This window comes from Streptomyces kaniharaensis (assembly GCF_009569385.1).
GTDB lineage: Bacteria > Actinomycetota > Actinomycetes > Streptomycetales > Streptomycetaceae > Kitasatospora > Kitasatospora kaniharaensis.
In genome coordinates this window covers 5,855,802-5,878,671 of record NZ_WBOF01000001.1, presented here as the reverse complement: position 1 = coordinate 5,878,671, position 22,870 = coordinate 5,855,802, and the positions used below count along the sequence as shown (strand labels likewise).

General features: G+C 72.0%; 17 protein-coding genes. 11 read left to right on the top strand and 6 right to left on the bottom strand.

The annotated features are described in order from the left end of the window. The first annotated feature begins 204 nt into the window (after positions 1 to 204). Together F7Q99_RS26305 and F7Q99_RS26300 are read left to right on the top strand one after the other, a co-directional pair. Positions 205 to 564 carry a nuclear transport factor 2 family protein gene (locus F7Q99_RS26305; protein WP_153465327.1) on the top strand — a complete coding sequence of 120 codons (360 nt, stop codon included), beginning with the start codon at positions 205 to 207 and terminating at the stop codon, positions 562 to 564. Positions 565 to 577: 13 nt separating this feature from the next. Beyond that, a complete protein-coding gene (locus F7Q99_RS26300) occupies positions 578 to 1,663 on the top strand; it encodes a fascin domain-containing protein (protein WP_153465325.1) in 1,086 nt (361 codons plus the stop codon). Positions 1,664 to 1,722: 59 nt separating this feature from the next. Here the strand turns inward: F7Q99_RS26300 and F7Q99_RS26295 are convergent, their stop codons facing one another. Further along, a complete protein-coding gene (locus F7Q99_RS26295; RefSeq protein WP_195911177.1) occupies positions 1,723 to 4,818 on the bottom strand; it encodes an ATP-binding protein in 3,096 nt (1,031 codons plus the stop codon). A 612-nt stretch (positions 4,819 to 5,430) separates the two neighbouring features. Between F7Q99_RS26295 and F7Q99_RS26290 the strand changes: the two genes are divergently transcribed. After that, positions 5,431 to 5,907 (top strand): VOC family protein, encoded by a 477-nt coding sequence (locus tag F7Q99_RS26290; protein WP_326847127.1) that lies wholly within the window; start codon positions 5,431 to 5,433, stop codon positions 5,905 to 5,907. A 91-nt stretch (positions 5,908 to 5,998) separates the two neighbouring features. Here the strand turns inward: F7Q99_RS26290 and F7Q99_RS26285 are convergent, their stop codons facing one another. The 3 genes from F7Q99_RS26285 to F7Q99_RS26275 all read right to left on the bottom strand — a co-directional run bounded on the left by F7Q99_RS26285 (position 5,999) and on the right by F7Q99_RS26275 (position 10,007). Then, positions 5,999 to 8,059: a phosphocholine-specific phospholipase C gene (locus F7Q99_RS26285; protein ID WP_153465321.1), complete on the bottom strand. Its 2,061-nt coding sequence runs from the start codon at positions 8,057 to 8,059 to the stop codon at positions 5,999 to 6,001. A gap of 183 nt (positions 8,060 to 8,242) precedes the next feature. Next, a complete protein-coding gene (locus tag F7Q99_RS26280) occupies positions 8,243 to 9,127 on the bottom strand; it encodes an aldo/keto reductase (protein ID WP_153465319.1) in 885 nt (294 codons plus the stop codon). 16 nt (positions 9,128 to 9,143) lie between these two features. Then, on the bottom strand, positions 9,144 to 10,007 hold the full coding sequence (locus tag F7Q99_RS26275; protein ID WP_153465317.1) for an NAD-dependent epimerase/dehydratase family protein: 864 nt from the start codon (positions 10,005 to 10,007) through the stop codon (positions 9,144 to 9,146). 45 nt (positions 10,008 to 10,052) lie between these two features. Here F7Q99_RS26275 and F7Q99_RS26270 point away from each other — a divergent pair, with 45 nt between their 5' ends. Continuing rightward, complete coding sequence (locus tag F7Q99_RS26270) at positions 10,053 to 10,580, top strand: Lrp/AsnC family transcriptional regulator (protein WP_153465316.1); 528 nt, start codon at positions 10,053 to 10,055, stop codon at positions 10,578 to 10,580. Between the two features lie 27 nt (positions 10,581 to 10,607). Here the strand turns inward: F7Q99_RS26270 and F7Q99_RS26265 are convergent, their stop codons facing one another. After that, complete coding sequence (locus F7Q99_RS26265) at positions 10,608 to 11,993, bottom strand: flavin monoamine oxidase family protein (protein WP_153465314.1); 1,386 nt, start codon at positions 11,991 to 11,993, stop codon at positions 10,608 to 10,610. A 347-nt stretch (positions 11,994 to 12,340) separates the two neighbouring features. Here F7Q99_RS26265 and F7Q99_RS26260 point away from each other — a divergent pair, with 347 nt between their 5' ends. Further along, positions 12,341 to 14,695 (top strand): putative bifunctional diguanylate cyclase/phosphodiesterase, encoded by a 2,355-nt coding sequence (locus tag F7Q99_RS26260; protein WP_153465312.1) that lies wholly within the window; start codon positions 12,341 to 12,343, stop codon positions 14,693 to 14,695. Positions 14,696 to 14,833: 138 nt separating this feature from the next. Beyond that, positions 14,834 to 15,250: a tRNA (N6-threonylcarbamoyladenosine(37)-N6)-methyltransferase TrmO gene (tsaA, locus tag F7Q99_RS26255; protein WP_153465310.1), complete on the top strand. Its 417-nt coding sequence runs from the start codon at positions 14,834 to 14,836 to the stop codon at positions 15,248 to 15,250. A 27-nt stretch (positions 15,251 to 15,277) separates the two neighbouring features. Here the strand turns inward: tsaA and F7Q99_RS26250 are convergent, their stop codons facing one another. Further along, positions 15,278 to 15,946 carry a DUF4389 domain-containing protein gene (locus F7Q99_RS26250; protein WP_153465308.1) on the bottom strand — a complete coding sequence of 223 codons (669 nt, stop codon included), beginning with the start codon at positions 15,944 to 15,946 and terminating at the stop codon, positions 15,278 to 15,280. Between the two features lie 754 nt (positions 15,947 to 16,700). Here F7Q99_RS26250 and F7Q99_RS26245 point away from each other — a divergent pair. Genes F7Q99_RS26245 through F7Q99_RS26225 form a run of 5 tightly spaced genes read left to right on the top strand, consistent with a single transcriptional unit; the run spans position 16,701 to position 22,777 of the window. Then, positions 16,701 to 16,925, top strand: a complete 225-nt coding sequence (locus F7Q99_RS26245) for a hypothetical protein (protein ID WP_195911271.1) — start codon at positions 16,701 to 16,703, stop codon at positions 16,923 to 16,925. Beyond that, the gene (locus F7Q99_RS26240; protein WP_326847126.1) at positions 16,922 to 18,637 is read left to right on the top strand and encodes an IucA/IucC family protein; all 1,716 of its coding nucleotides are present in this window, start codon (positions 16,922 to 16,924) and stop codon (positions 18,635 to 18,637) included. The genes F7Q99_RS26245 and F7Q99_RS26240 overlap by 4 nt, the downstream gene beginning before the upstream one ends. Continuing rightward, the gene (locus F7Q99_RS26235; protein ID WP_153465305.1) at positions 18,634 to 19,845 is read left to right on the top strand and encodes an MFS transporter; all 1,212 of its coding nucleotides are present in this window, start codon (positions 18,634 to 18,636) and stop codon (positions 19,843 to 19,845) included. The genes F7Q99_RS26240 and F7Q99_RS26235 overlap by 4 nt, the downstream gene beginning before the upstream one ends. Then, positions 19,842 to 21,572: an IucA/IucC family protein gene (locus F7Q99_RS26230; RefSeq protein ID WP_153465303.1), complete on the top strand. Its 1,731-nt coding sequence runs from the start codon at positions 19,842 to 19,844 to the stop codon at positions 21,570 to 21,572. The genes F7Q99_RS26235 and F7Q99_RS26230 overlap by 4 nt, the downstream gene beginning before the upstream one ends. Next, positions 21,569 to 22,777, top strand: a complete 1,209-nt coding sequence (locus tag F7Q99_RS26225) for a type III PLP-dependent enzyme (RefSeq protein WP_153465302.1) — start codon at positions 21,569 to 21,571, stop codon at positions 22,775 to 22,777. Before F7Q99_RS26230 ends, F7Q99_RS26225 begins: the two co-directional genes overlap by 4 nt. The last annotated feature ends 93 nt before the right edge of the window (positions 22,778 to 22,870 follow it).

Sequence of the window (22,870 nt, the reverse complement as noted above, 5' to 3'; positions counted from 1 at the left end):
GGCTCTCCCGAGGGATGCACCCACGAGGCAGGCCACGGCGGTGATGGCGAACACCCATCCCCATTCACGGGTTCTTCCGGCAGATCTTCCGGTAGACCGTCCGGTACTTCTTCCTGGTGCCCCTGTCCGTCTCGATGTTCAGCTGTACGCGGTCAAGCGACACAAGCGACCATCCGCCTCATCGAGCACAGGAAGGTGCCGCCCATGAGCGAACTCAGCTCCCGAACCCCACAGGAGATCTTCCAGAGCCACGGCAAGGCGCTGCTCGCCGAGGACCTCGACGGGATCGTCGCGAACTACGCCCCCGACGCGGCCTTCATCACCCCGACCGGCGTCCGGCACGGGCGCGACGGCGTCCGCGAGGGCTTCGCCCAGCTGTTCGCCGACCTCCCCCACGCCACGTGGGACCTGACGATCCAGACCTTCGAGGGCGACGTCCTCTTCCTGGAGTGGTCCGCCGACTCCGACAGCAACCAGGCGCGGCACGGCGTGGACACGTTCGTCTTCCGCAACGGGCTCATCCAGACCCAGACCGTCCGCTACGCACTGGCGCCGAAGAGCTGAGGACATCAGACCGATGAAGAGTTTCCTGCCCACCGCCCGTTCCGTCGTTCGTCGCCTGCGGACCGCGGCCGTTGCCGCCAGTACGGCCCTGGTCTGCCTCGCCGGCCTGCCCGCGACCCCCGCCTCCGCGGCCACGTGGACGCAGTCGGTGACCGGGCCGATGTACCTCACCAACGGCGGCTGGCCCGACCGTGTCCTGTGCGCCAGTCCGGACAACGACAGTGTCTGGCTGAAGCAGTTCGACGCCTCCAACCAGTACTGCCAGTGGATCCGGATCGGGGACCGCAGCCGGTTCGTGCTCTTCAACCCGCAGAAGCAGAAGGTCGCGACCTACGTGGGCGGCAACGAGGGCGCGGTCGTGATGCAGAACCTCAACTACCCCACGCCCTACCTGCAGCTCTTCTCCTGGGGCGGCGGCGAGGACTGGGGCGCCTACGCCCTGCAGTCCTTCGAGGACAACGGGCAGAACGTCGACGCCAAGGACCCCAGGAGTGACAACCCGCGCACCGATGCGGTGCACACCCGGGGCTGGCGGCACGGCCACCAGCGGGAGCTGACCTGGAACGAGCTCCCGGCCGCCACTCCCAGTCTCGGCCGGGCCATCGGGGCGCTCCAGGCGTACCAGAGCTACCTGAGCCGTGTGCTCGGGAGCGGCGCCCCGGACGAGACCGCCTGTGTGACGGACTCCACCCCCCTGAGGTCGGCCGCCAACGGCAGGTACGTCTCGGCCGAACTCGGGTACGGCGGTGACAACTACGCCGAGCTCCGCGCCCGCGCCGACGTCGTGGCAGGCTTCGAGCAGTTCAACCTGTGCCGCAACAGCCGGAACGGCCTCTACTCGATCCGGTCCTCCGCCAACGGCAGGTACGTCTCGGCCGAACTCGGGTACGGCGGTGACAACTACGCCGAGCTCCGCGCCCGCGCCGACGTCGTGGCAGGCTTCGAGCAGTTCAGCCTCGAGCCCAGCGGCGACGGCTACGCCATCAAGTCGAACGCCAACGGCAAGTACGTCTCGGCCGAACTCGGGTACGGCGGTGACAACTACGCCGAGCTCCGCGCCCGCGCCGGCGCCATCGGCCCCTGGGAGCAGTTCCAGTAACCAGTTCGTCGGCACAGGCTCGGACCTCTCGCACCGGGAGGTCCGAGCCCGTGCCGTACCTACATGGCAGAGACCAGGCGTCCCAGGTCCGCGCGGCTGGTAACCCCCAGGATTCGGCTCACTCGCTCCACCATGCCCGCGACGTCCTGCGGAGTCAGTAGCAGGGCCTGGGCGACCTGACGGTCACTGCGACCGGCGCCGACCAGTTCGAGCAACCGGTACTCGGTCAGCGACAGGCTCGGCGCCACCGCCGGCGCGGCTTGCGGCCGCACCCCCACTGCGGCCAGCGCGCGTCGCACCCGACCGGCCAGCAGAACGCTGCCGCAGGTCTCGGCGAGGTCCAGTGCCTCGGTGAGGACCCGGCGGGCCTGGCCGCTCTCACCGTCCGTACGCGACAGGGCGGCCCCCAGCTCGTACTGGGCCCGGGCCAGCTCCAGGCGGGCCGGGGACGGCTCCAGCACGGCGACGGCCTCGCGCAGCAGGGCCTCGCCTTCAGAGCCGCCCACGACGACACCCAGGCAGCGCGAGGCCACGCCGATCACCCGGCCAGTGCCCCACTGGTGGGCCAACTCCAGTTCCTCCATGGCAAGTTGGATCGCATCTGTCCGCTGTCCGAGCGCCAGGTGCAGCAGCGCCGCCCGCGACCGCCAGGGCGTCATGGCCAGGTTCGAGACCTGCGCCCGCTTCTCCTGCGCGCCGTACTCCAGCAGGAGCGCCAGTGCGGCCGCCGGATTGCCCCGTGCCGCGTGCAAGCGGCCGCGGACCAGGAGCATCGGCCCCTGCCACGTCCACCCCGCCCGATCGGTGTCCGCATCGGGCAGCAGCAGCCCCGCCGCCGAGGCCAGATCGCACCGCTCGATCAGGGACTCGCCGACGTGGGCCATCAGCCCCAGCCGCACCCGGGGCTCCACGCCCTGCGCGGCTGCGATGGCCGGGTGCCCGAAGTCCGGGGTGAGCGGGAGCAGTTGGCCCCGGCGCGTCCGGACCGTCAGCTGCCACACCATCGCCGCCGACGTCATCAGGAGCGAGCCCCAGCGTCCACCCACGTCGGCGATCTGGTCGAACCGCGCCGCCGCGTCGTCGAGACGGTCAGTGGTCACGAACGCCATCCCGGCCAGGCTCACCAGCATCTGCGACTGGTCCATGGCCGCCAGCCCACCACGCAGGGCCCGGTCGAGGAGGTCGTTGGTGACCGAGGCGCTGGCGTCCCCGGTGGCGGCCGAGGCGGACAGTGCGGCCAGGACCGCGCACTCACCCGGCGTGTCACCGGCCAGCTTGTGCTCCCACAGCTGTTTCGCCTGCTGCCGGGCAGTGGGGAGGGTGGACAACTGCTCGTAGCCGATCAGCAGCATCTGGGCCTGGAGATACCACGACACCTCACGGGCGATCCCGCTGCCGTCCTCCGCCTGCCGCAGGTCCTCCACCGCACGGGTGAGGACCTCGACGGCGCAGGCGTGTTCGTGCCTGATGGACAGCGCGTTGGCGAGCAGGTAGGCCGCCTCGGCCCGGGCGTACGGATCCGGCAACGCGGTCGATGCCTGCGTCAGATGATGCCTGGCCGCGTCGACATCGAGCTGCAGCTCGGCCGAGCCCAGCTCCAGCAACAGAGGAGCACTCTGTTCGACGGACATCGGCTCCCGCAGGGCGCGGCGCAGATAGGTCGTGGTGATCTCCGGCGCCCCTCGGCCACGGGTCATCCGGGCCGCTTCCCTCAGGGTCTCGACCCGCCAGGCCTCACCGCTCGGTTCGGCCAGCAGCAGATGGGTGGCCACCAGATCGCCGGCCGCGCCCTCACGCCGCAGCAGTTGGGCCGCCCGCGCGTGCCCGGCGGCCAACTCCACCGGCCCCACGACGGCTTCGGCGATCGCGGCGCGCACCAGGGGGTGGTCGAACCGCGCCACCTCACCAGGTGCCAGCACGCCGATCAGCTGCAACCGGCGGCCGTGCTCCCGGGCCTGCGCCTCGCCCAGCCCCGCCAGGTCGGCCACGAGATGCCAGGCAGCGCCGTCCCCCAGGACCACGAGGGCCCGGGCCAGACGACGGGTCGGCTCCGGCTGGCCCGCCAGCCGCCTGACCACGGTGACCGCCAGGATCCGGCCGCGGCACTCCTCCACCAGATGCACCTGATCGCCCTCGGGCCTGACCCCGTTGTCGGCCAGGGTCCGCAGCAACTCGCGCAGCAGCAACGGGTTGCCCTGCGTCGCCTCGATGCAGGCGGCGACGAACCGTGGTTCGGCGTCCCGCCCCAGGCTCTCCCGCACCAGCCGGGCCACGCTGTCGGCGCTCAGCGCGGGCAGCTCGACGGGCAGGCAGTCCGGCTGTCCGGCGATCTGCTCCAGGAGCGGCTCGACCTGGGTCCCGCTGTCCGGCCGTCCCGCCAGCACCAGTAGCAACGGCAGACCACGCAGACGCCGCGCCAGGTACTCCAGCCAGCGCACGGAAGGACCGTCCGCCCAGTGGACGTCGTCGATCACCAAAGCGACCGGCCCGTCATCCGTGACGTGCACCATCAGCCAGTACAGGCTGTGCAGCACACCCAGTGACGCCTCGGCCGACAACCCGCCACCCTCGCCGGGTCCCTCCACGCGCAGGGCGTGCGAGGCCAGCTCCGCGGGGCCCGACAACAGCCGTTCCCGCCCGGCACCGCCGGCCCGGGCCAGCAGCGGCTCTGCCAACTGCCGCAGTACCGCGAAGGCGAAGTCCTGCTCCAGCTCTCCCCCGGCGGCCCGCACGATCCGGAACCCCCGCGCGTGCTCAGCGGCGGCCCAGGCGTTCAGCAGCGAGGTCTTGCCCATACCCGCACTCGCACGCACCAGCACCACGGCACCGCGGCCGGCCCGGGCCTCACCGGCCGCACGCTCCAGGATCGCCAACTGGCCGCGGCGATCGAGCAGACCGGATCCCGTCGCACCCTCATCGGCGGGAGGACCTCCCCGCCGACCGGAGCGAGCAGCGAGCAGCGCGGCGGCGTCGGCCTCGGCCAGCCCCAGCGCCGACACCAGCATCTCCAACGTGCGACGCTGCGGCCGCTCCCGGCGACCCCGCTCCAGATCCCTGATCGACCTGGCCGCCAACCCGGCAGCCTCGGCAAGCTCCTCCTGCGTCAGTCCCGCAGCGCGGCGCAACTCCCGCAGCTGCTGCCCTAATGTCGTCACCCACCCACCCCCACACCCGAGATGTCCGTCCCGGACGGACGCCGACCAGCGCAACCATCGCCAAGGAACCGTCTCGTCGCGCCGCCCGTAATCGGGGACCCTACCGGAGAGGTCCGAGCCTTTGGGGCTACTTGAAGGGAACGCGTCAAACCGTTGCTTCCGTTGCCGGCCGACGTCACTACCAGTTGTTCTTCAACTGTCTTCACTGACTTGGTTTTTAGGCATTCGTTATGCGCAATCCCTTCACTCCGACCCGTTGAGCCGCGAGGCTTCGGTCTGTTTCCGCCGGGACCGCGCGACCTCGCGACCCGCCGCATGGGGAGGACCCACCATCGTGCCTTCTCCCTCCAGCTCCACCGGTGCCCGGCCCGCTCACCCGAGCGCGCCGGGCACCGGCGTACAGCGGGTGCTTCGACCGACCGGATCAGGAACCAGCCTGGCCAGGGGTGCCCTGCCGCTTGACCCATGCGCACGAAGCAGCCGCTCCTCGGGCCGCGCGGCACGACGGCTCATGCCATTCTGATTCCGCAGTCCGGAATGCGCTCCCTATCCACACCGGTGGCCACAGCGGCCACCGGAAATGATCATCACTGATCGGAAAGGCGGGAGACGGTGAGCGTCAAGCCCATCCCCGACGAGTATCCGCGCGTCACGCCGTACATCTCCGTCGACGGCGCGTCGGCGGCGATCGACTTCTACGTCTCCGTCCTCGGCGCGACGGAGCGCATGAGGGCACCGGCACCCGGCGGCAGGATCGGCCATGCCGAGATCCAGCTCGGCAACTCGGTCGTCATGCTCGCCGACGAGTTCCCGGAGATGGGATTCCGCGGGCCGAAGACCCTGGGCGGCACACCGGTGAACCTCTACGTCTACGTGGAGGACGTGGACGCGGTCTTCGCCAAGGCCCTCGCCCAGGGCGCCAAGGAGCTCGAGGCGGTGAAGAACCAGTTCTACGGCGACCGGTCCGGCATGTTCGAGGACCCGTTCGGCCACCGGTGGAGCGTCGCCACACACGTGGAGGACGTGCCGCCCGACGAGATGCAGAAGCGGATCAGGGAGGCCATGGAATCCATGCCGGGCGGCGGGTGATCGGCCGCGTGCCGGCCGTGAGGGCCGGCACGCGGCTGCCCCGGGCACCGTGGGGTGCCCGGGGCGGCGTGCGTCGGCCGGTGGCGGCGGGTCAGTAGGTGAGGATGCCGGGGTCGGAGACGCCCGGGGCGCCGGTCTCGACGTGGCCGGCGAGGCGGCGGACGAAGTCGGTCGTGGTGCCGGCGGTGACGGTCACGTCGTACCAGTTGCCCCCGGCGCTCAGGTCGACGGTGTAGGCGACGGTCGCGCCCCGGCGGACGGTGACGGTCGTCGGGGTGCCGCCGTAGGCGTTGGTGACGGTGAGGACGACGTCGGCGCCGGCCGGGTTGGTGAACGTCAGGTCAAGGTTGCCGGTGGTCGCGTTGTGGCGCGCGGTGACCTCGGCCGCGGCGGTCGTGCCGGGGCTGCGGAAGCGGCGCAGGAAGCCGTTCGGGCCGTGGACGGTCAGGTCCGTGACGCCCTTCGAGTACTTCGTGTTCCAGGTGTCCGCGATCGACGTGCCCGCCTGCGCGGTGTACGTCCACGGGCCGTCGGTGCGGTTGGCCGAGGTCACCAGGAACTGGGCGCCGGCCTGGGGCCCGCCGCTGAAGGTGAGGGTGAACCTACCCGTGCCGGTGTCGGCCGAACCGTCCACGTACGGTGCGTACTTCAGCGGGCGGGTGGGCTTGGCACCGGGCTCCTGCTTCGGCATGGTGCCGGTGGCGGGCGGGGTCGGAACGTAGTCCGGGTGGCGGTTGTTGTCCGGCGGGAGGTAGGCGGCCGTCGAGGGCAGCGCCGCCGGCGTCGCGTTCGACGTGGTGAAGTCGAAGGCCGAGGTCAGGTCACCGCAGATGGCGCGCCGCCAGGGCGAGATGTTGGGCTCCTGGACGCCGAAGCGGCGCTCCATGAACCGGATGATCGAGGTGTGGTCGAAGGTCTCCGAGCAGCTGTAGCCGCCGGTGCTCCACGGGGAGACGACGAGCATCGGCACCCGCTGGCCGAGGCCGTAGGGCCCGGCGGTGTAGCCGGTGCTGCCGGGGTAGTGGTCCGCGGTGGTCGACACGGTCGACCGGCCCTGCGAGGCGGAGGACGGCGGGAACGGCGGCACGACGTGGTCGAAGAAGCCGTCGTTCTCGTCGTAGGTGATGAACAGCGCGGTGCGGGCCCAGACGTCCGGGTTGGAGGTCAGCGCGTCGAGCACCTGGGAGACGTACCAGGCGCCGTAGTTGGCGGGCCAGTTGGGGTGTTCGGTGAAGGCCTCGGGGGCGGCGATCCAGGAGATCTGCGGCAGCGTGCCGGCCTGGACGTCCCGCCGGAGGACGTCGAACAGGCCCTCGCCCGCCTTGGCGTCGGTGCCGGTGCGGGCCTTGTCGTACAGCGGGTCGCCCGGCTGCGCGTTGCGGTAGTTGTTGAAGTACAGCAGTGAGTTGTCGCCGTAGTTGCCGCGGTACGCGTCGCCGATCCAGCCCCACGAACCGGCCGCGTCCAGGCCGTCGCCGATGTCCTGGTAGACCTTCCACGAGATCCCGGCCTGCTCCAGCCGCTCCGGGTAGGTCGTCCAGCCGTAGCCGGCCTCCTGGTTGCCGAGGACCGGACCGCCACCGGTGCCGTCGTTGCCGGTGCAGCCGGTCCACATGTAGTAGCGGTTCGGGTCGGTGGATCCGATGAAGGAGCAGTGGTAGGCGTCGCAGAGGGTGAACGCGTCGGCGAGCGCGTAGTGGAACGGGATGTCGTCACGGGTCAGGTACGCCATGGTGGTGGCCGTCTTGGCGGGGATCCACTGGTCGTACTTGCCGTTGTTGAAGGCCTTGTGGCCGCCGGCCCAGTCGTGGTTGAGGTCCTGGATGAACTGCAGGCCCAGGTCGCTCACCTGGGGACGGAACGGCAGCACCTCGTTCCTGCCGCCGTCCGTCTGGTGCCATACCGGCTTCCCGCTGGGCAGGGTCACCGGGCGGGGGTCGCCGAAGCCCCGCACGCCCTTCATCGCCCCGAAGTAGTGGTCGAACGAACGGTTCTCCTGCATCAGGACGACGATGTGCTCGACGTCCTGGATGGTTCCGGTGCTGCCCAGCGGGGCGATGGACACGGCCTTGGCGATGCTCTGCGACAGCGCCGCGTACGCGACGGTCGCGCCGGCCAGTTGGAAGAAACGCCGACGGTTCAGTTCTGCCATGGGTGGAATGACCTCTGCGTGTCACGGGGGTGGAGGACGGTGCCCCAAGGACAGCGCGTGCGGGGTACGACCCGACGGACCGCTCATGGCTGCCGGCTGTACGTCAGGCGAACGCATCGAGTTGTACGAACATGTGGTGACGAAGCGGCGTCCGGGACGGGCGTGGTCGTCACGAAGTGGTCGTCACGAACGGGTTCGTGAGTCCAGCAGGGCCAGCTCCTCCGTGCCGAGCACCAGCTGCGCGGCGGCCGCCGAGTCGCGGATCGTCTCCGGCCGGCTGGCACCCGGGATCGGCAGCATCACCGGCGAGCGGGCCAGCAGCCAGGCCAGCGCGACGCGCTGCGGGCTGACCCCGTGCCCGGCCGCGACCTTCGCGAACGCCTCGCTCGCGCCGCCGAGTCCGTCCGCCCGGCCGATGCCGCCGAGCGGGCTCCAGGGCAGGAAGGCCAGGCCGAGTTCGGTGCACAGGTCCAGCACCCGCTGGTGCTGGAGGACCGTCGGCGAGTAGCGGTTCTGCACGGAGACCAGGGCCTCGCCGAGGATCTCCCGGGCCTGCCGGACCTGCTCCACCGAGACGTTGGAGATGCCGGCCGCCCGGATCTTGCCCTCCTCGTACAGCTCGCGGATCGCGCCCAGCGAGTCCTCGTACGGGACGCGCGGATCCGGGTGGTGCTGCTGGTAGAGGCCGATCGCCTCGACGCCGAGGCGGCGCAGCGAGCCCTCGCAGGCCCGCCGGAGGTGCGCCGGGTCGCCGTCGATGGTCCACGAGCCGTCTCCGGGGCGGCCGCGCCCGCCCTTGGTGGCGATCAGCACGCCGTCGGCGCCGGGGCCGTAGGCGGCGAGGGCCCGGGCGATCAGCCGCTCGTTGTGGCCGTACTCGTCGGCGTGCCAGTGGTAGGAGTCGGCGGTGTCGATCAGCGTGACACCGGCGTCCAGGGCGGCGTGCACGGTGGCGATCGCCCGCTGCTCGTCCGGGCGGCCCTCGACCGAGAGCGGCATCGCGCCCAGGCCGATGGCGCTGACGTCGAGGGTTCCGACTCGGCGGGTGGTCGTTCGGCGGGTGGTCATGGTGCGTGGGCTCCTGTCAGCGGGTCGCGGCGACCAGCTCGGGCAGCCAGTCGCGGGTGTGGGAGAAGGTGTAACCGAGCTGCTCGGCACGGGAGTTGTCCATGCCGTAGTAGCGGTCGAAGGAGAACGGCGAGGCCTCCTCGCCGGGCGCGGGCGCCGCCGTCCGGTAGGGGCGTCCGGCCGCGACGAGCTCGCAGATGTCGGTTGCGGTCAACTCGCCGTACGAGCAGGCGTTGACGGCACCGGTGAAGTCCGCCCCGGCCGCCCAGTACAGGACGTCGGCCATCTCGGCCTCGTGGGTGTACGACGAGGGCAGGTTCTCCGGGTGGACGGCGACCGGGAGCCCGGCGTCGATCCGCTCGCGGTAGTACGCGAGGCGGCCGGTGAAGTCGGCGGCGCCCAGCACGTGCCCGGCCCGGACGGTGACGAACGGGAACGCCCCGCTGCGGGTGAACACGGCCTCCGCCTGCCGCTTGCCCTCCCCGTACGACCCGTCCCCGTCCTGCATGCGCCACTGGGCCGGGTCGAACGCGTGCTCGCCGAGCGGCACGCCCGCGGGCCGGGCCTCGCCGGTGTCGTACACCTCGATGGTGGAGGTCATCACGTAACGCCCGACGCGGCCGGCGAACGCCCGGACGGCGCCCTCCGCGTGCGACGCGGTGTAGCAGACCTGGTCGACCACGACGTCGAAGCTCCGGCCGGCCAGCGCGGCGGCCAGCGCCGTCTCGTCCTCCCGGTCGGCCACGAGATGGGTGACGCCGGGCGGAGGAGCCGCCGAGCCCCGGTTCAGCACACTGACGTGAACGCCGGAGTCGCGCAGCAGCGTGACCAACCGCCGTCCGAAGTAACGGTTTCCGCCGATAACGAGAGCTTGTTCCATGCCCTCAAGTGTTACGGTGCGGCGTCACCGGATGAAGGGGAGATCATGGGAGTTCAGGCGCTACGACCGAAAGACCGACGGCAGATCGGCGCCACGGCCGACGATTCCTCAGCACGTCCCGGAGGCGGCCTCGACGCGGTCGATCAGCGCCTGCTGGAGCTGCTCCAGACCGAGGGCCGGATCACGCTCAGCGAACTCGGCCGCCGGGTCAATCTCAGCCCCGCCGCCGTCGGCGAACGCGTCCGCCGCCTCGAAGCCGACGGCACGATCACCGGCTACGCGGCCCGCGTCGCCCCCGACCGCCTCGGCTACGGCATCCAGGCCTTCGTCCGCGTCTCCCCGCACGCCCGCATGACGGTCAAGCACCTGCGCAGCCAGGAGCTGCTCCACCGCCCGGAGATCCTGGAGGTGCACCACGTGATCGGCGAGGACTGCTGGGTCTTCAAGATCGCCGCCCGCGACACGACCCACCTAGAGGAGCTGATCGAACTCATCTCCATCCTCGGCCGCACCACCACGTCTGTGATCCTCTCCTCCCCCGTCGACCAGCGCGTCGTGCTCCCGGCACGATGAGCGGGAGGCGATGGACGGCGTGTCCGGTCAGCGCCGGGCGACCGGGCGGCGGCTGGGGGCGAGGACGGCCAGGACCTCGGTGGCGGCTCGCTCGCCGGAGCGGACCGCGCCTTCCATGAGGCCGTGCATGAGGGTGGCCGACTCGGTTCCGGCCCAGTGGATGCGTCCCACCGGTTCGCGCAGGGCCTCGCCGTAGCCGGTCAGGGCGCCCGGCGGGAAGTGGGCGATCATCCCGCCCAGGGACCAGGGCTGGGCGGACCAGTCGGTCTCCAGGTAGGCCAGGGGCTCGAGTGCCTCGGGGCCGAAGCGTTCGGCCAACGCTTCCAGCCACATCTGCCTGCGCCGCTCGGGGGCCAGGCGGGCCACCTTCAGTGCGGCGGTGCCGAAGGCGTAGCTGCTGAGGACTCCCGGCCGCCCGGAGCGCGGCGTCTGATCTATGGTGACCGCCACGGGCGACTGCGGCGCCAGGGTCTGCCCCGACAGGCCGCGCCCGCGCCAGAACGGCGCCGGGTAGGTCGTGTGAACCCGGATGATCGCTCCGGGGACCAGCCGCTGCCGCAGCTGGGCGTGCGCGACCGGAAGGGGCGGATCGAAGGCGATCCGCCCGGCCAGCACCGGCGGGGTGGCCACGATCACCCGCTGTGCCCGCACGGCGAGTTCGTCGGAGCGGACCTCCACGTCGTACACGTTCTCGGTGATCTGCCGCACCGCGCAGCCCGGACGCACGGCGTCACCGAGGCGCCCGGCCATCCGCCGGGCCAGTTCCGGGGCTCCACCGTCCACCAGGTGTGTCTCGGTCCTGCGGGAGTCGGTGTAGTAGCCGAAGCCACCGCCGCCCCGGGCCAGCACCAGCGATCCCAGCAATGAGACCTCCGCAGGGTCGACGCAGAACAGCACGCCGAAGGCGGAGTGCAGCAGCGTCCGGGCGGTGGCCGAAGGAACGTTGAGCGGTTCGCCGATCCACTGCCCGAGCGTACGGGCGTCCCACGCCCGGGCTCCCCCGGCTCGCCACGGTTCGCCCGGTGGCAGTCGGCGTGCCATCAGGTTGAGGCGCAGCATGGCCAGGCCGAGGGCGGCGAGCGCCACCGGACCCGCGTGGGGCGCGGCCCCCCGGTAGCGGCGGTTCTGGCCGTCCAGGCGCAGGATGTGGTCTCCCTGATCGTACTGGGGGTAGACGTCGAGTCCCATGTCCCGGCAGAGGCGGAACATCCGCTCCTGTCCCCTGCCCAGCCACGTGCCGCCTGCCGAGACCACCGTCCCGTCCGCCATCTCCCGGTTCCAGACCCGTCCGCCCACCCGGTCCCGGGCCTCCAGCACCACGACGTCACAGCCGGCCCGGGTCAGCTGCAGTGCGGCTGCCAGTCCCGCGAAGCCCGCACCGACGACGCACACGTCCGCGTGTAGCCGTTCCATGCTCCACCTCCACTTCCAGGCTCACCCACGGACTCCGGTCGTGCACCCCTGGCAGAACGTTGGCCGGGCAACCATGAAGGCACGGGCCTCTCCCGGAAGCGTGGACACTGAGTGACGACGCCCCAAGGAACGCCGACCTGACCGGTGTTCGGCACTCCCCGTGAACGGACAGGGTGGCGGCGGGAGTTGGGCGTTCCCCGCAGCCCGGTCGACCGGTCTGGGTTTGCGATCTCGTGTCGTTCGCTCTTGGCTGGAGGTAGCTGGTCCGGGGCTCCTCGACGCGCGAGCGGTTCACCCACGGCGCACAGGGTGCTTCCGGACGCCCGACCCGTCGGTGAGGAGGGTGTATGGGCTGGCTTCGCGGCGGGTGGCGCGGCCGCGTCGGCGCATGGTGGGCGTTCCCGGTGGCGGGCACGGCGGTGATCGTGGCGTTCGTGGTCGTGTCGTCCCCCGCCCGTTTCTGGCTACCCTCGGCGCTGGGGGTGGCGACGGCCATCGCGGTCCCGGTGGGAGTGCGCATCAACCGGCCGCCCTCGGCGGCCGCGTGGTACGTGCTGGCGCTGGGCACGGCCCCCTACGCCGCGGCGGACACGATCTGGGGGCTCTACCAGGTGCGGGGAGCGGAGGTGCCGTTCCCGGGACTCGTCGACTGGCTCTACCTGGCCGCCTACCTTCTGTACGCCGTGGGACTGCTGATGTTCGGGGGCAGGCTGACCAGCCGGGCGCACTGGGTGGGCCTGCTGGACGCGGGCATCGTGACGCTCGGATTCGCCACGCTCTCCTGGGTCTTCATCATCGGCCCGTACGTGCGCAGCCACCTGGACCCGCTGTCGCTCGCGGTGTCGGTCGCCTATCCGGTGGCCGACCTGGTCCTCCTGTGCCTGGCGGCTCGCCTGGTGCTGACGGCCGGCTACTCCCGCGGCCCGTCCTTCCCGCTCCTCATCGGCTGGCTGGCCACGATGCTCGCCGCCGACGCGCTCTACTACGGGACGTCCGCGACGACCGGGACGGCGATCGGGGAGAACGTGTCCGAAGTGGGCTGGATGATCTCCTACCTCTTCCTGGGCACGGCGGCCCTTCGGCCCGCTCCGGCCCGCCCGACGGAGCAGACGGCGGGCCGTGAGATCACGCTCTCCCGCCCCCGGCTGGCGGCCCTGCTCGCACTGGCCCTGATGGGGCCCGCGATCGTGGTGCTGGACGTCGGAGGCATCCAGAACGAACCGAGGCACATCGCGGCCGTCGTCGGCATGGTCGCCGCCCTCGCGGTCCTGCTCGTGCTGCGCGTCAGTTACCTCGCCCGGTACGCGCAGGCCAGAGCCGAGGAGGCGAGGCTACGGGCCCGGGCTCTGGAGGAGTCACTGCACGAGCAGGCGGAGCTGCAGCACCGGCTGAGCCATCAGGCGTTCCATGATCCGCTGACCGGACTGGCCAACCGGCTCCTGCTGGGGGACCGGCTGGAACACGCGGTGGACCGGCCTTCGGAGCTGCGCCCCTCCGGGCTGCTCCTCCTGGACCTGGACGGCTTCAAGTACGTCAACGACTCCCTCGGGCACCCGGTGGGAGACGAGCTGCTGATCGCCGTCGCCAATCGGCTGGTGGGCGGGGTGCGCAGGCGCGACCTGGTCGCCAGACTGGGCGGGGACGAGTTCGCCGTGCTCGTGGACGAGCTGAACGAGGACAACCTGAGCGAGTACATGGAGCGGATCCTCGGGCAGTTCCAGACCCCGTTCGTGGTCGCGGACCACCGGCAGATCCACGTGACCGCGAGCCTCGGCGCGCGCCTGATCCGCGAGCCGGGCAAGGCGACGGACGCCCTGCGCGACGCCGACGTCGCACTGTACTTGGCCAAGACCGAGGGCAAGAACCGGATGGTCCTGTTCCAGCCGCACATGCGGGACTCCTCCCAGGACCACGCCCGGATCGCCGAGGCGCTGCGCGGTGCGGCCGACCGTGACGAGCTCATGCTCTACTACCAGCCGGTGGTCGCCCTGGCCACCGGCGAGGTCGGCAGGGTGAAGGCCCTGCTGCGCTGGGCCCCGAAGGGCGGCGGACTCGTCCCGCCCAACGAGTTCATTCCCGTGGCCGAGGAGACGGGAGTGATCGTGCCGGTCGGAGGCTGGGTGCTGCGGCAGGCGTGCCTGCAGGCCCGGCATTGGCACGACGCCCTCCCCGAGCGCCGGGAACTCGCGGTGATCGTCAACGTCTCCGGCCGCCAGCTCTGGGGCCCGGACTTCTCCGACGTCGTGGCCGGCGCCCTCGACGAGAGCGGGCTGGCCGCCGGCTCGCTGATCCTGGAGATCAGCGAGGCCACGCTCACGGGCGACCGGGAGATCGCCCGCTCCCACATCGCGAGGCTGCGCGGCATGGGGGTCCGGATCTCCGTCCAGGACTTCGGCACCCGGTCGTCCCTCGCCTGTCTGCGGGACATCCCGGTCGACGCGATCAAGCTCGACCCCAGCTTCGTCAGCATCGCCGGCGAGGATCGGGACGACATCCTCGTCCGGACGATCGTCCACCTCGGCCGCAGTCTCGGCCTGGACATCGTCGCCGAAGGCGTCGAGACGGCCGCCCAGGCCGATCGCCTTCGCGCGCTCGGCTGCCTGTGGGGCCAGGGCTTCCACTTCGGCCGGCCCATGACGGCGCAGGTGATGGAGTGGCACCTCCACGCGCGGGCCGAGGGCCAGCCGCACCCGAGTGCCTGAGCTTCGCCGCCATCGTGCCAGCCCTTCGACACTCGGCGGGCAGACAGACCTCGGCAGGCGACGTGGGATGAGACGAGCCGAGTCGCGGCGTTGTACGAGCGAACCCCACACGCTCAGGAGGGGCGAGCGGAGAGAGCGATGGCGAACCAGGACTACCGGGTACGGGCGATCGGCCGGGTCGAGTCACCCCTGCTGGACCGGGCGGACGCCCCCAAGCAGGATGACGAGGGCGGGCCGGACGCCTGGCTGGTCTTCGAGCCGTCGATGGTACGGGGACTGCGGGACCTGGACGTCGGACAGGAGGTTCTGCTGCTCACCTGGCTCGACCGGGCAGACCGCGAGGTGCTCGCCGTCCACCCGCGCGGGGACCTCTCCCGGCCGGAGACCGGGGTCTTCGCCACCCGCTCGCCCGACCGGCCCAACCCCATCGGCCTGCACCGGGTCACCATCCTCGCCGTGGACGGCCCGCGCGTCCGCGTCAGCGGCCTCGAAGCCCTCGACGGCACCCCGGTCCTGGACGTGAAGCCGGTCCTGCCGCAGAGCGGCGAGCGGTAGGGGCTGTTGCCGGGTGGCGGACGGTGGTCACGGCGGGAGCTCGCCCGGTTCGCGGCCGCCCTGGTCGAGCCGGAACGGCGGATACTCGTCGGTCATCAGGGCCGCGTAGGCGGCGACCCGGAACACCCAGCGGTTGAGGCCGATGACCAGGTCGAAGAGGTCGCGCGGGTAGCACGAGGTGAAGGCCAGGATGACGGCCGCGATCAGCGCCAGGAGACCGATGAGCCCCGGCTCGCCCCCGTCCCCCCGCCAGCCGCCGCTGAAGACGCCGATCACCAGGTAGTGCGGAATCGCGAGGAGCCACCACTTGACCAGAACAAGCCCACGGGACAGCCGCTCCGGGTAGGCGACGTCGAGCCGGGCGGGGTAGTCCGGTTCCTCCCGCAGGCTGAACGGCGGGTACCGGTCGGTTCCCAGCGCGCCGTACGCGTAGTACGACACTCGCCAACTCCAGCGCAGTACGCCGAGGTTGAAGTCGAACAAGGCACGCGGGTAGCGCTCGTTGATGAAGATCGAGAAGAACGCGACCACACTCACCAGGACGAACGCGATCCACAGGAAGAACAGCACCACCAGGTGAGGGATCACCAGAATCCACTTCACCAGCCACAGCCATCGCGACAGCGGCGCGTCCAGGACCGCCACCAGCCGGACCGGACGGTAGACAGCGGAAGGGCGGACACCGGGGGTGGTCATGAGGACTCCTCCTCTCGTCGCCGGAGCGCTCGGCCAGGGCGCGGCGAGGGCGCTGCCGCCCCGGTGCGGGCGCGAGACGCCGCGAGCTACTACTCCAGCCTGCGCTCGGACGGAGCGGGCGGCGAGGCCACACCGAGCTCCTCACGCGCCGCCGACGGTTCCCCGATCGGCGTTCCGGAGTTTGTCGCGGGAACGACGTAATTGCACACGCGGATTTCCCCAGGCGGCAGCGCGCCTCCCATGCCGTCACAGGCGATCCGTTGACGAATCACTCCGGCACGTCCGCTCCTATGCGCCCTCGCAGAGGATCACACCCGGACCGGTTGCCGGCTCCACGACTACGAGAATTCCCGCCCGTCCACGACGTTCTCGACGCCAAATTGCCGGCTCTGGCCAGGAGTTCTCACGGCGAGTCACACTTGAGGCGAATTCGCCGAAATTTGACACACAGAGTCACTTTCCACCCTTTGCGCCGAAAAAATCGCGGGTGGGATGGGCCGGAAATGTCGCCACTTCCCTTGATGTGCGAAAATCGCCTCCTATACTGACTTTAGAGATTGTGTCCGAACCGGCCCGACCGCCTGATTCGCTCGGACACCTGAGACTTGTCGCGGTGTCAGGCACGATGCCTGACGTACATGCTGTGGAGTGACGGCACGGAAGCGCCTGACGCCGACGGCGCCGGCCGATGCGTCCGCCCGCCACGCCCGTGCGGCTGCCGGTGGCTGCGTCCGTGTGCCGAGGACCACCCGAAATGCTGCTGTACCTGCTCGCCCTCAAACCCACCGACTCGGTCACCCGGGGCTTCCTGCCGGCTGCGGCCCGGCTGGGTCTGGCGGTCACCGTGCTGACCGACCGCCGGGTGCGGGCGCTCAGGGACTACCTCGGCTTGGTCTGGGCCCTGGGCCGGGACCCGGACGCCCTCCGGCGTGCCGCCACGGACTTCGTCGCCGCCAACCGCTGGGAGATCACGCCGTGACCGAGCGAGACGAGTTGACCCTGCGGGTCCTGGGCGCCCTGCTCCGCGAGGACGTCCTCGGCCTGCGGACCGCCAGCGTGCCCGTCGAGCGGGCGGACGGCCGCTGGCTGCGCCTGGAGCTCAGCGGAACCGCCGTCCTGCTCCCGGTGGCGGACGAGGGCTTCCAGTGCGAGCACACCGCGCGACTGCCGCTGCTGGAGGTGGACGGAGCCAGGGTGACCGGCCTGGACGAGATGATCGGCTCACTGCGCGCCCTGGCCGCGCCGGAGGACCGGGCCGGCTACGACGCCTTCGCCGAGGAGTGCCGCCAGACCCTGGCGACCATGCGGCTGCACGCCGGGGCCCGCGATGGCGTGCACGCGGAGCTGGCGGCGCGGTACGGGGCCGACCCGGCCGACTGGACAGGTTTACGCGGCAGCCTCGCCGAGGACACCCTCGCGGCCTACCACGACCATCCCGTCTACCCCACCGCGCGCGGGCGGCGCGGTCTCGACGACGAGAACCTCCGCCGCTACGCACCGGAGTTCCATCCGTCCTTCCCGCTGCGCTGGCTCGCCGTCCCACGGGAGGCCCTGACCACACACGGTGACGCCCCGCTGCCCGCCTGGTGGCCCACGCCCCGACAGCTCGGCCTGCCCGATCCCACCGGGCACCGTCTCGCCATTCCGGTCCACCCGCTCTCGATCGGCGAGGGGCTGGAGGAGGCGCTGGCGGCCACTGCGCTTGGGGGGCGGGCCGTGCTGGCCGAACGCCCGTACCTCACCGTCGTCCCGACGCTCTCGATGCGCACCGTGGCCGTCGTAGAGACCCCGCTGCACCACCTCAAGCTCCCGTTGGCCACCGCCACCCTGGGCCGTCGCAACCGGCGGACCATCAAGCCGGGCGTGCTGCCCGACGGCGCGGCGGGCCAGCGGCTGCTGGAGGCGGTGATCGCCAGGGAGCCGAGATTCGCGCACTCCGTGCTGCTGGCCGACGAGCAGTGGTACGCCGAGACCGGCCACGAGCTGCTCGCCGTGCTGCTCCGCCGCTACCCGGCCACGCTCCAGGACGCGCTGACCGTGCCGTTGGCCGCGCTGCTCGCCGCCGCGCCCGGCGGCAGGCTGGTGATCGACCACCTCGCCGACCGGTTCTTCCGCGGTGACGTGCTCGCCCTCTACGACAGCCTGCTCGCCGTCCTGCTGGACTGGCACACGACGCTCTTCGGGTACGGGATCGCCCTGGAGTCGCACCAGCAGAACACCTCGCTGGTGCTCGACCTGCCACACGGCCGCACCCGGCTGCGGCTGCTCCTCAAGGACAACGACGGCCCCCGGATCAACACGGTGAGGTCCGCCCTGCTCGACGTGAAGCCGGACGACTTCACCGACCCGCGGATCTGCGGTACGGACGATCGGCCGCTGACCGACCTGTTCACCACCATCACCGGCCATCTCTGCACGGCCGCCGTCGCGTTCGGCCTCGCCGCACACGGCCGCGCCTCGCTGACCGGCCTGCTGCGGCTGCTGCGCGACCGTCTGGACGAGGCGATCGGCCGCCTCGGCGCCGACGGCGAACCGATGCGAGCCGCCCTGCTGGACGCCGAACGGCTGCCGGTCAAGGCGATGGTCACGGCCGGCACCCTGCTCAGCAAGGAGCGCTCGGGCGCCGCCGACGTCAACAAGTACTACACCAGCGGCCCCAACTACCTGCTCCGCGCGGGGGTCAGGAGATGAGCACCGCCGCCCCGCAGGGCTCCGCGCACGCCATCGCCGGCCCCACGCGGGGGCTCGACCGCGGCCAGGTGCACGCGGTCGCCGCCTGCTACTTCGTCGCCTCGTTCGCCACCCTGGGCCTGCCGCCCTACTTCACCGCGATCCTGCCCGGCCTCGGCGACCCGACCGCCCGCTGGGCCGGGTTGCTCTACGTCATCCCGACGGTCTTCAGCGCGCTCGGCGCCCCGTTCTGGGGTCGCCTGGCCGACCGGTTCGGCCGCAAGCGGCTGCTGTTGCGGGCCCAACTCGGGCTCAGCGTCTCCTTCCTGTTCGCCGGGGCGGCGGACAGCCTGCCGGCCTTCACCGCCGCGCTGGTGCTCCAGGGCTTCCTCGGCGGCACGTTCGCCGCCTCCAACGGCTACCTCGCCGCCGGCCTGGAGGGTCCGCGACTGTCCGGGGCCCTCGCCCTGATGCAGGGCGGCGCACGGGCCTCGCTGGTCGCGGCACCCATCGTGGTGGGGGCGCTCTCACCATGGATCGGCCCCCACCGGCAGTACCTGCTGATGGCCGTCCTGCCGCTGGCCGCCGCCGCGCTGCTGGCCCGGCTGCCGGAACCCCGCCTGACGCCGGCAGCAAAACCGGAGCGGGCCGGGCCCGCACCGTGCGATCGCACCGACGGCCTGCTCCGGCTGCTCTACGCCCTCGAGTTCGTCTTCGTCTTCTCCACCGTCATCTCCTTCCCGTACCTGATCGCCCTCCTCGATCAGCGCCTGCCCGGCCTGTCCCCCACCGTGGCGGGCCTTCTGTTCGCCCTGCCCCACCTCTGCTACCTGCTGTTCGCCGCCCGGGCCCACAACCTCGTCCTGGGCAGGGCGCGGCTCGGCTTCGCGCTGGGCCTCGCGGTGGTCGCGCTCGGCCTCGCCGGCCACGCGGCAGCCGACAGCCTGGCCGCCTTCGTCACCGTCCGGCTGGTGTTCGGCGCCGGGCTCACCCTCGGCCTGGTATCGCTCTCCGTGCTGGCCGCCGAGGCGGCGCACGGGCGGGCCCCCGGCCGGATGTTCGGCACGGTCGAGTTCTTCTCCAAGGGCGGAGCGGTGGCCGCCGGGGTCGTCGCCGCGCTCGTCGCCGGCCGCTACGGCGCGAGCGCCCCCGCGCTGACCGGAGCGGCGACCGCCCTCGCCGCGGCCACCGCCCTCCTCCTCTCCCGCACCCGTCGGAGGTTCCGATGAGGCCCCTGTCCCAGCCGCCGGCTCCGCTTCCCACCGCCGACCACGCCGTGTCGCACACCCTCCTCAACTGCCTGCTCCGCGAGGTGTCCGCGCCCGAGCACCAGACCACCGTCGCGGACGGACACCTGCTCGTGCGGCTGCCGAGGCGCGGGGTGCTGCTGCGGGTCGCGCTGCGCCGCACCTCCCTGATCGGCGCGCACCGGTTCACCGGCCCGGTCCACCAGGAGCACCCGGCCGCCCCGCGGGAGCTGGGCTGGCGCGAGTTCGCCGAGCACGTCCAGGGCGAGCTGACGCTGCGCAGCGGCGTCAACAACGACGAGTTCCTGGATCAGATGACCTCCAGTTACGAGGGTGTGGCCGCCGCCCTGTCCGGACGGCCGGCAGCCGGCACGGACCGCTACCTGGAGTCCGAGCAGGCGATCGTCTTCGGCCACCGCTTCCACCCCACACCCAAGTCCCGCTCCGCCGACCGGGCGGCCTGGGCCGCGTACGCACCGGAGCTGCGCGCGGCCTTCCCGCTGCGCCACCTCGCGGTGCGCGCCGACCTGCTCGCCGAGCAGAGCGTGGACGGTACGGCGACGGCTCTGGTGGACGGGCTGCGCCCGGTGCCCGCGGGGTACCGGCTGCTGCCCGTCCACCCGTGGCAGTACCGGCTGCTGGATGCGAACCCCCTGCTGCGGGCGGCACTCCGGCGGGGTGACGTGCTCGACCTGGGCACCGGCGGCAGTCCGTTCACACCCACCGCCTCGGTCCGCACCCTGCAAGGGGCTGGCGTGTTCCTCAAGTTCAGCCTCAACGTCCGGATCACCAACTGCCTGCGCAAGAACGCCGGTTACGAACTGGCCGGAGCGGTGGCACTGACCCGCCTGCTGGCCCCGGTACGGGCGGAGCTGGCCCAGCGGTTCCCGCAGGCCGTGATCCTCCGCGAGCCGGCGTTCCGCACTCTCGCGCTGCCGGGCCGCGACGGGCGCCCGGACACGGCGCTGTACGAGGGCTTCGGCCTGATCGTCCGCGAGGGCCTGGCAGCCGTCCTGCACCCCGGGGTGACCCCGCTCCTCGCGGCCGCCGTCGCCGACGAGTACCCGACCAGCTCCGCGCACGTCTCCCATCTGCTGGACGGCGCAGGGCCAGCCGAGGCGATCGACTGGTTGCGCGCCTACCTGCGGCTGCTCGTGCCGCCGGTGCTCGCCGCGTACTTCGACCACGGCGTGGTCCTGGAGCCGCACCTGCAGAACGTCGTGGTCGGGGTGGACGCCGCCGGGCGCCCGGCCCAGGTGCTCTTCCGCGACCTGGAGGGCACCAAGCTGCTCCCCGAACGCCACGCCCCCGCGCTGGCCCAGCTGCCCCCCGACGTGGCGGGCCCGATGACCTACGACGCGCAGCGCGGCTGGGACCGGGTGGTCTACTGCCTGCTGGTCAACCACGTCTCCGAGGTCCTGGCGGCGCTCACCGACCGGTACCCGCGGCTGGAGGCCACACTGTGGGAGCTGGTCCGCGAGACGCTGCGGGACCACGCCGCCGAGTACGGCTGTCCACCGAGGCTGAGCGCGCTCCTCGCGGGCGTGCCGCTGCCGGCCAAGGCCAACCTGCTGATCCGCTGGGCACGGAAGGCCGATCGCGAGGCCGGCTACGTCCCGCTGCCGTCGCCGCTCGCCGAGGATCTTCTCGCCGCCGTCGGCACCCCGTCCGAAGCCCTCGACCGCACCCCGATCCGGACCGTCCGATGACCGCCGCCGTCCGTCGACTGGTGGCCGGCCTGGCGTCCGACGCCCTTCCCGCCTACGTCTACGACCTGACCGCGCTGCGGGTGCACGCGGCCGCCGTCCGGGCCGCCCTGCCGGAGCGGGCCGAGCTCTACTACGCGGCCAAGGCCAATCCGGAGCCCGAGATCCTGGCCGCGCTGGCCGACCTGGTGGACGGCTACGAGGTCTCCTCCGGCGGCGAGCTGGCGCACGTCCACCAGGTGCTGCCGCAGGCCGCGCTGGCCTTCGGCGGGCCCGGCAAGACACCCGCCGAGACGGCCCTGGCGCTGCGGATCGGAGTCGGACGCTGGCACCTGGAGAGCGAACAGGAGCTGCGACGGCTGGCCGCGTTGCTCGCCGGGATGCCGGGGCGGACGGTGGACGTGCTGCTCCGTCTGAACCTGCCGGCCGGTTCGGAGGCGCTCGGCCCGGTGGCGCTGACGATGGGCGGCCGCCCGACGCCGTTCGGGCTCGACCCGGACCAGGCCGAGCGGTGCCTGCGGCTGCTCGCCGCGCCGGGCTTCGAGCAGCTGCGGTTGCGCGGAGTGCACGCCCATCTCGCCAGCGGGCTGGACGCGCCGGCGCAGCTGGCGGTGACGGAGCGGATCGTCCGTCGGGCGGTGGAGTTGGCCGAGCGGCACGCCTTCGAACTCACCGAGGTCAACGCGGGCGGCGGGATGGCCGTCGACTACGCCGACCCGGCGCGGCGCTTCGACTGGAAGGCGTTCGGCGCCGGCCTCGCCGAGCTGCTGGAGCGCGTCCCCGGGCTGCGGCTGCGGATCGAGCCGGGGCGGGCCCTGACGGCGTACTGCGGCTACTACGCGACCGAGGTGCTCGACGTGAAGCAGAGCTACGGCCAGGACGTCGCCGTCCTGCGCGGCGGCACCCACCACCTGCGCACTCCCGCCACCCGGGGGCACGACCAGCCGTTCACCGTCGTGCCGGTGACGGACTGGCCGCATCCGTGGGCCCGGCCCGCCGTCACCACCGGCCGGGCGACCCTGGCCGGGCAGCTGTGCACGCCGAAGGACGTGCTCGCCCACCAGGCCGCGGTCACGGTCCTGCGGGCCGCGGACCGGGTGATGTTCGAGCTGGCCGGCGCCTACGCGTGGAACATCTCGCACCACGACTTCCTCATGCACCCTCGCCCCGCCTTCCATTTCCTCGCACCGGGGGAACTCGACGTTTGAAGGGCAGGTGGACCGCGGACACCGGACGGCGTCGGGCCCTCCGTGGGTTCACGGAGGGCCCGACGCGGCAGTGCGACCAGTCGGTCCGGCAGC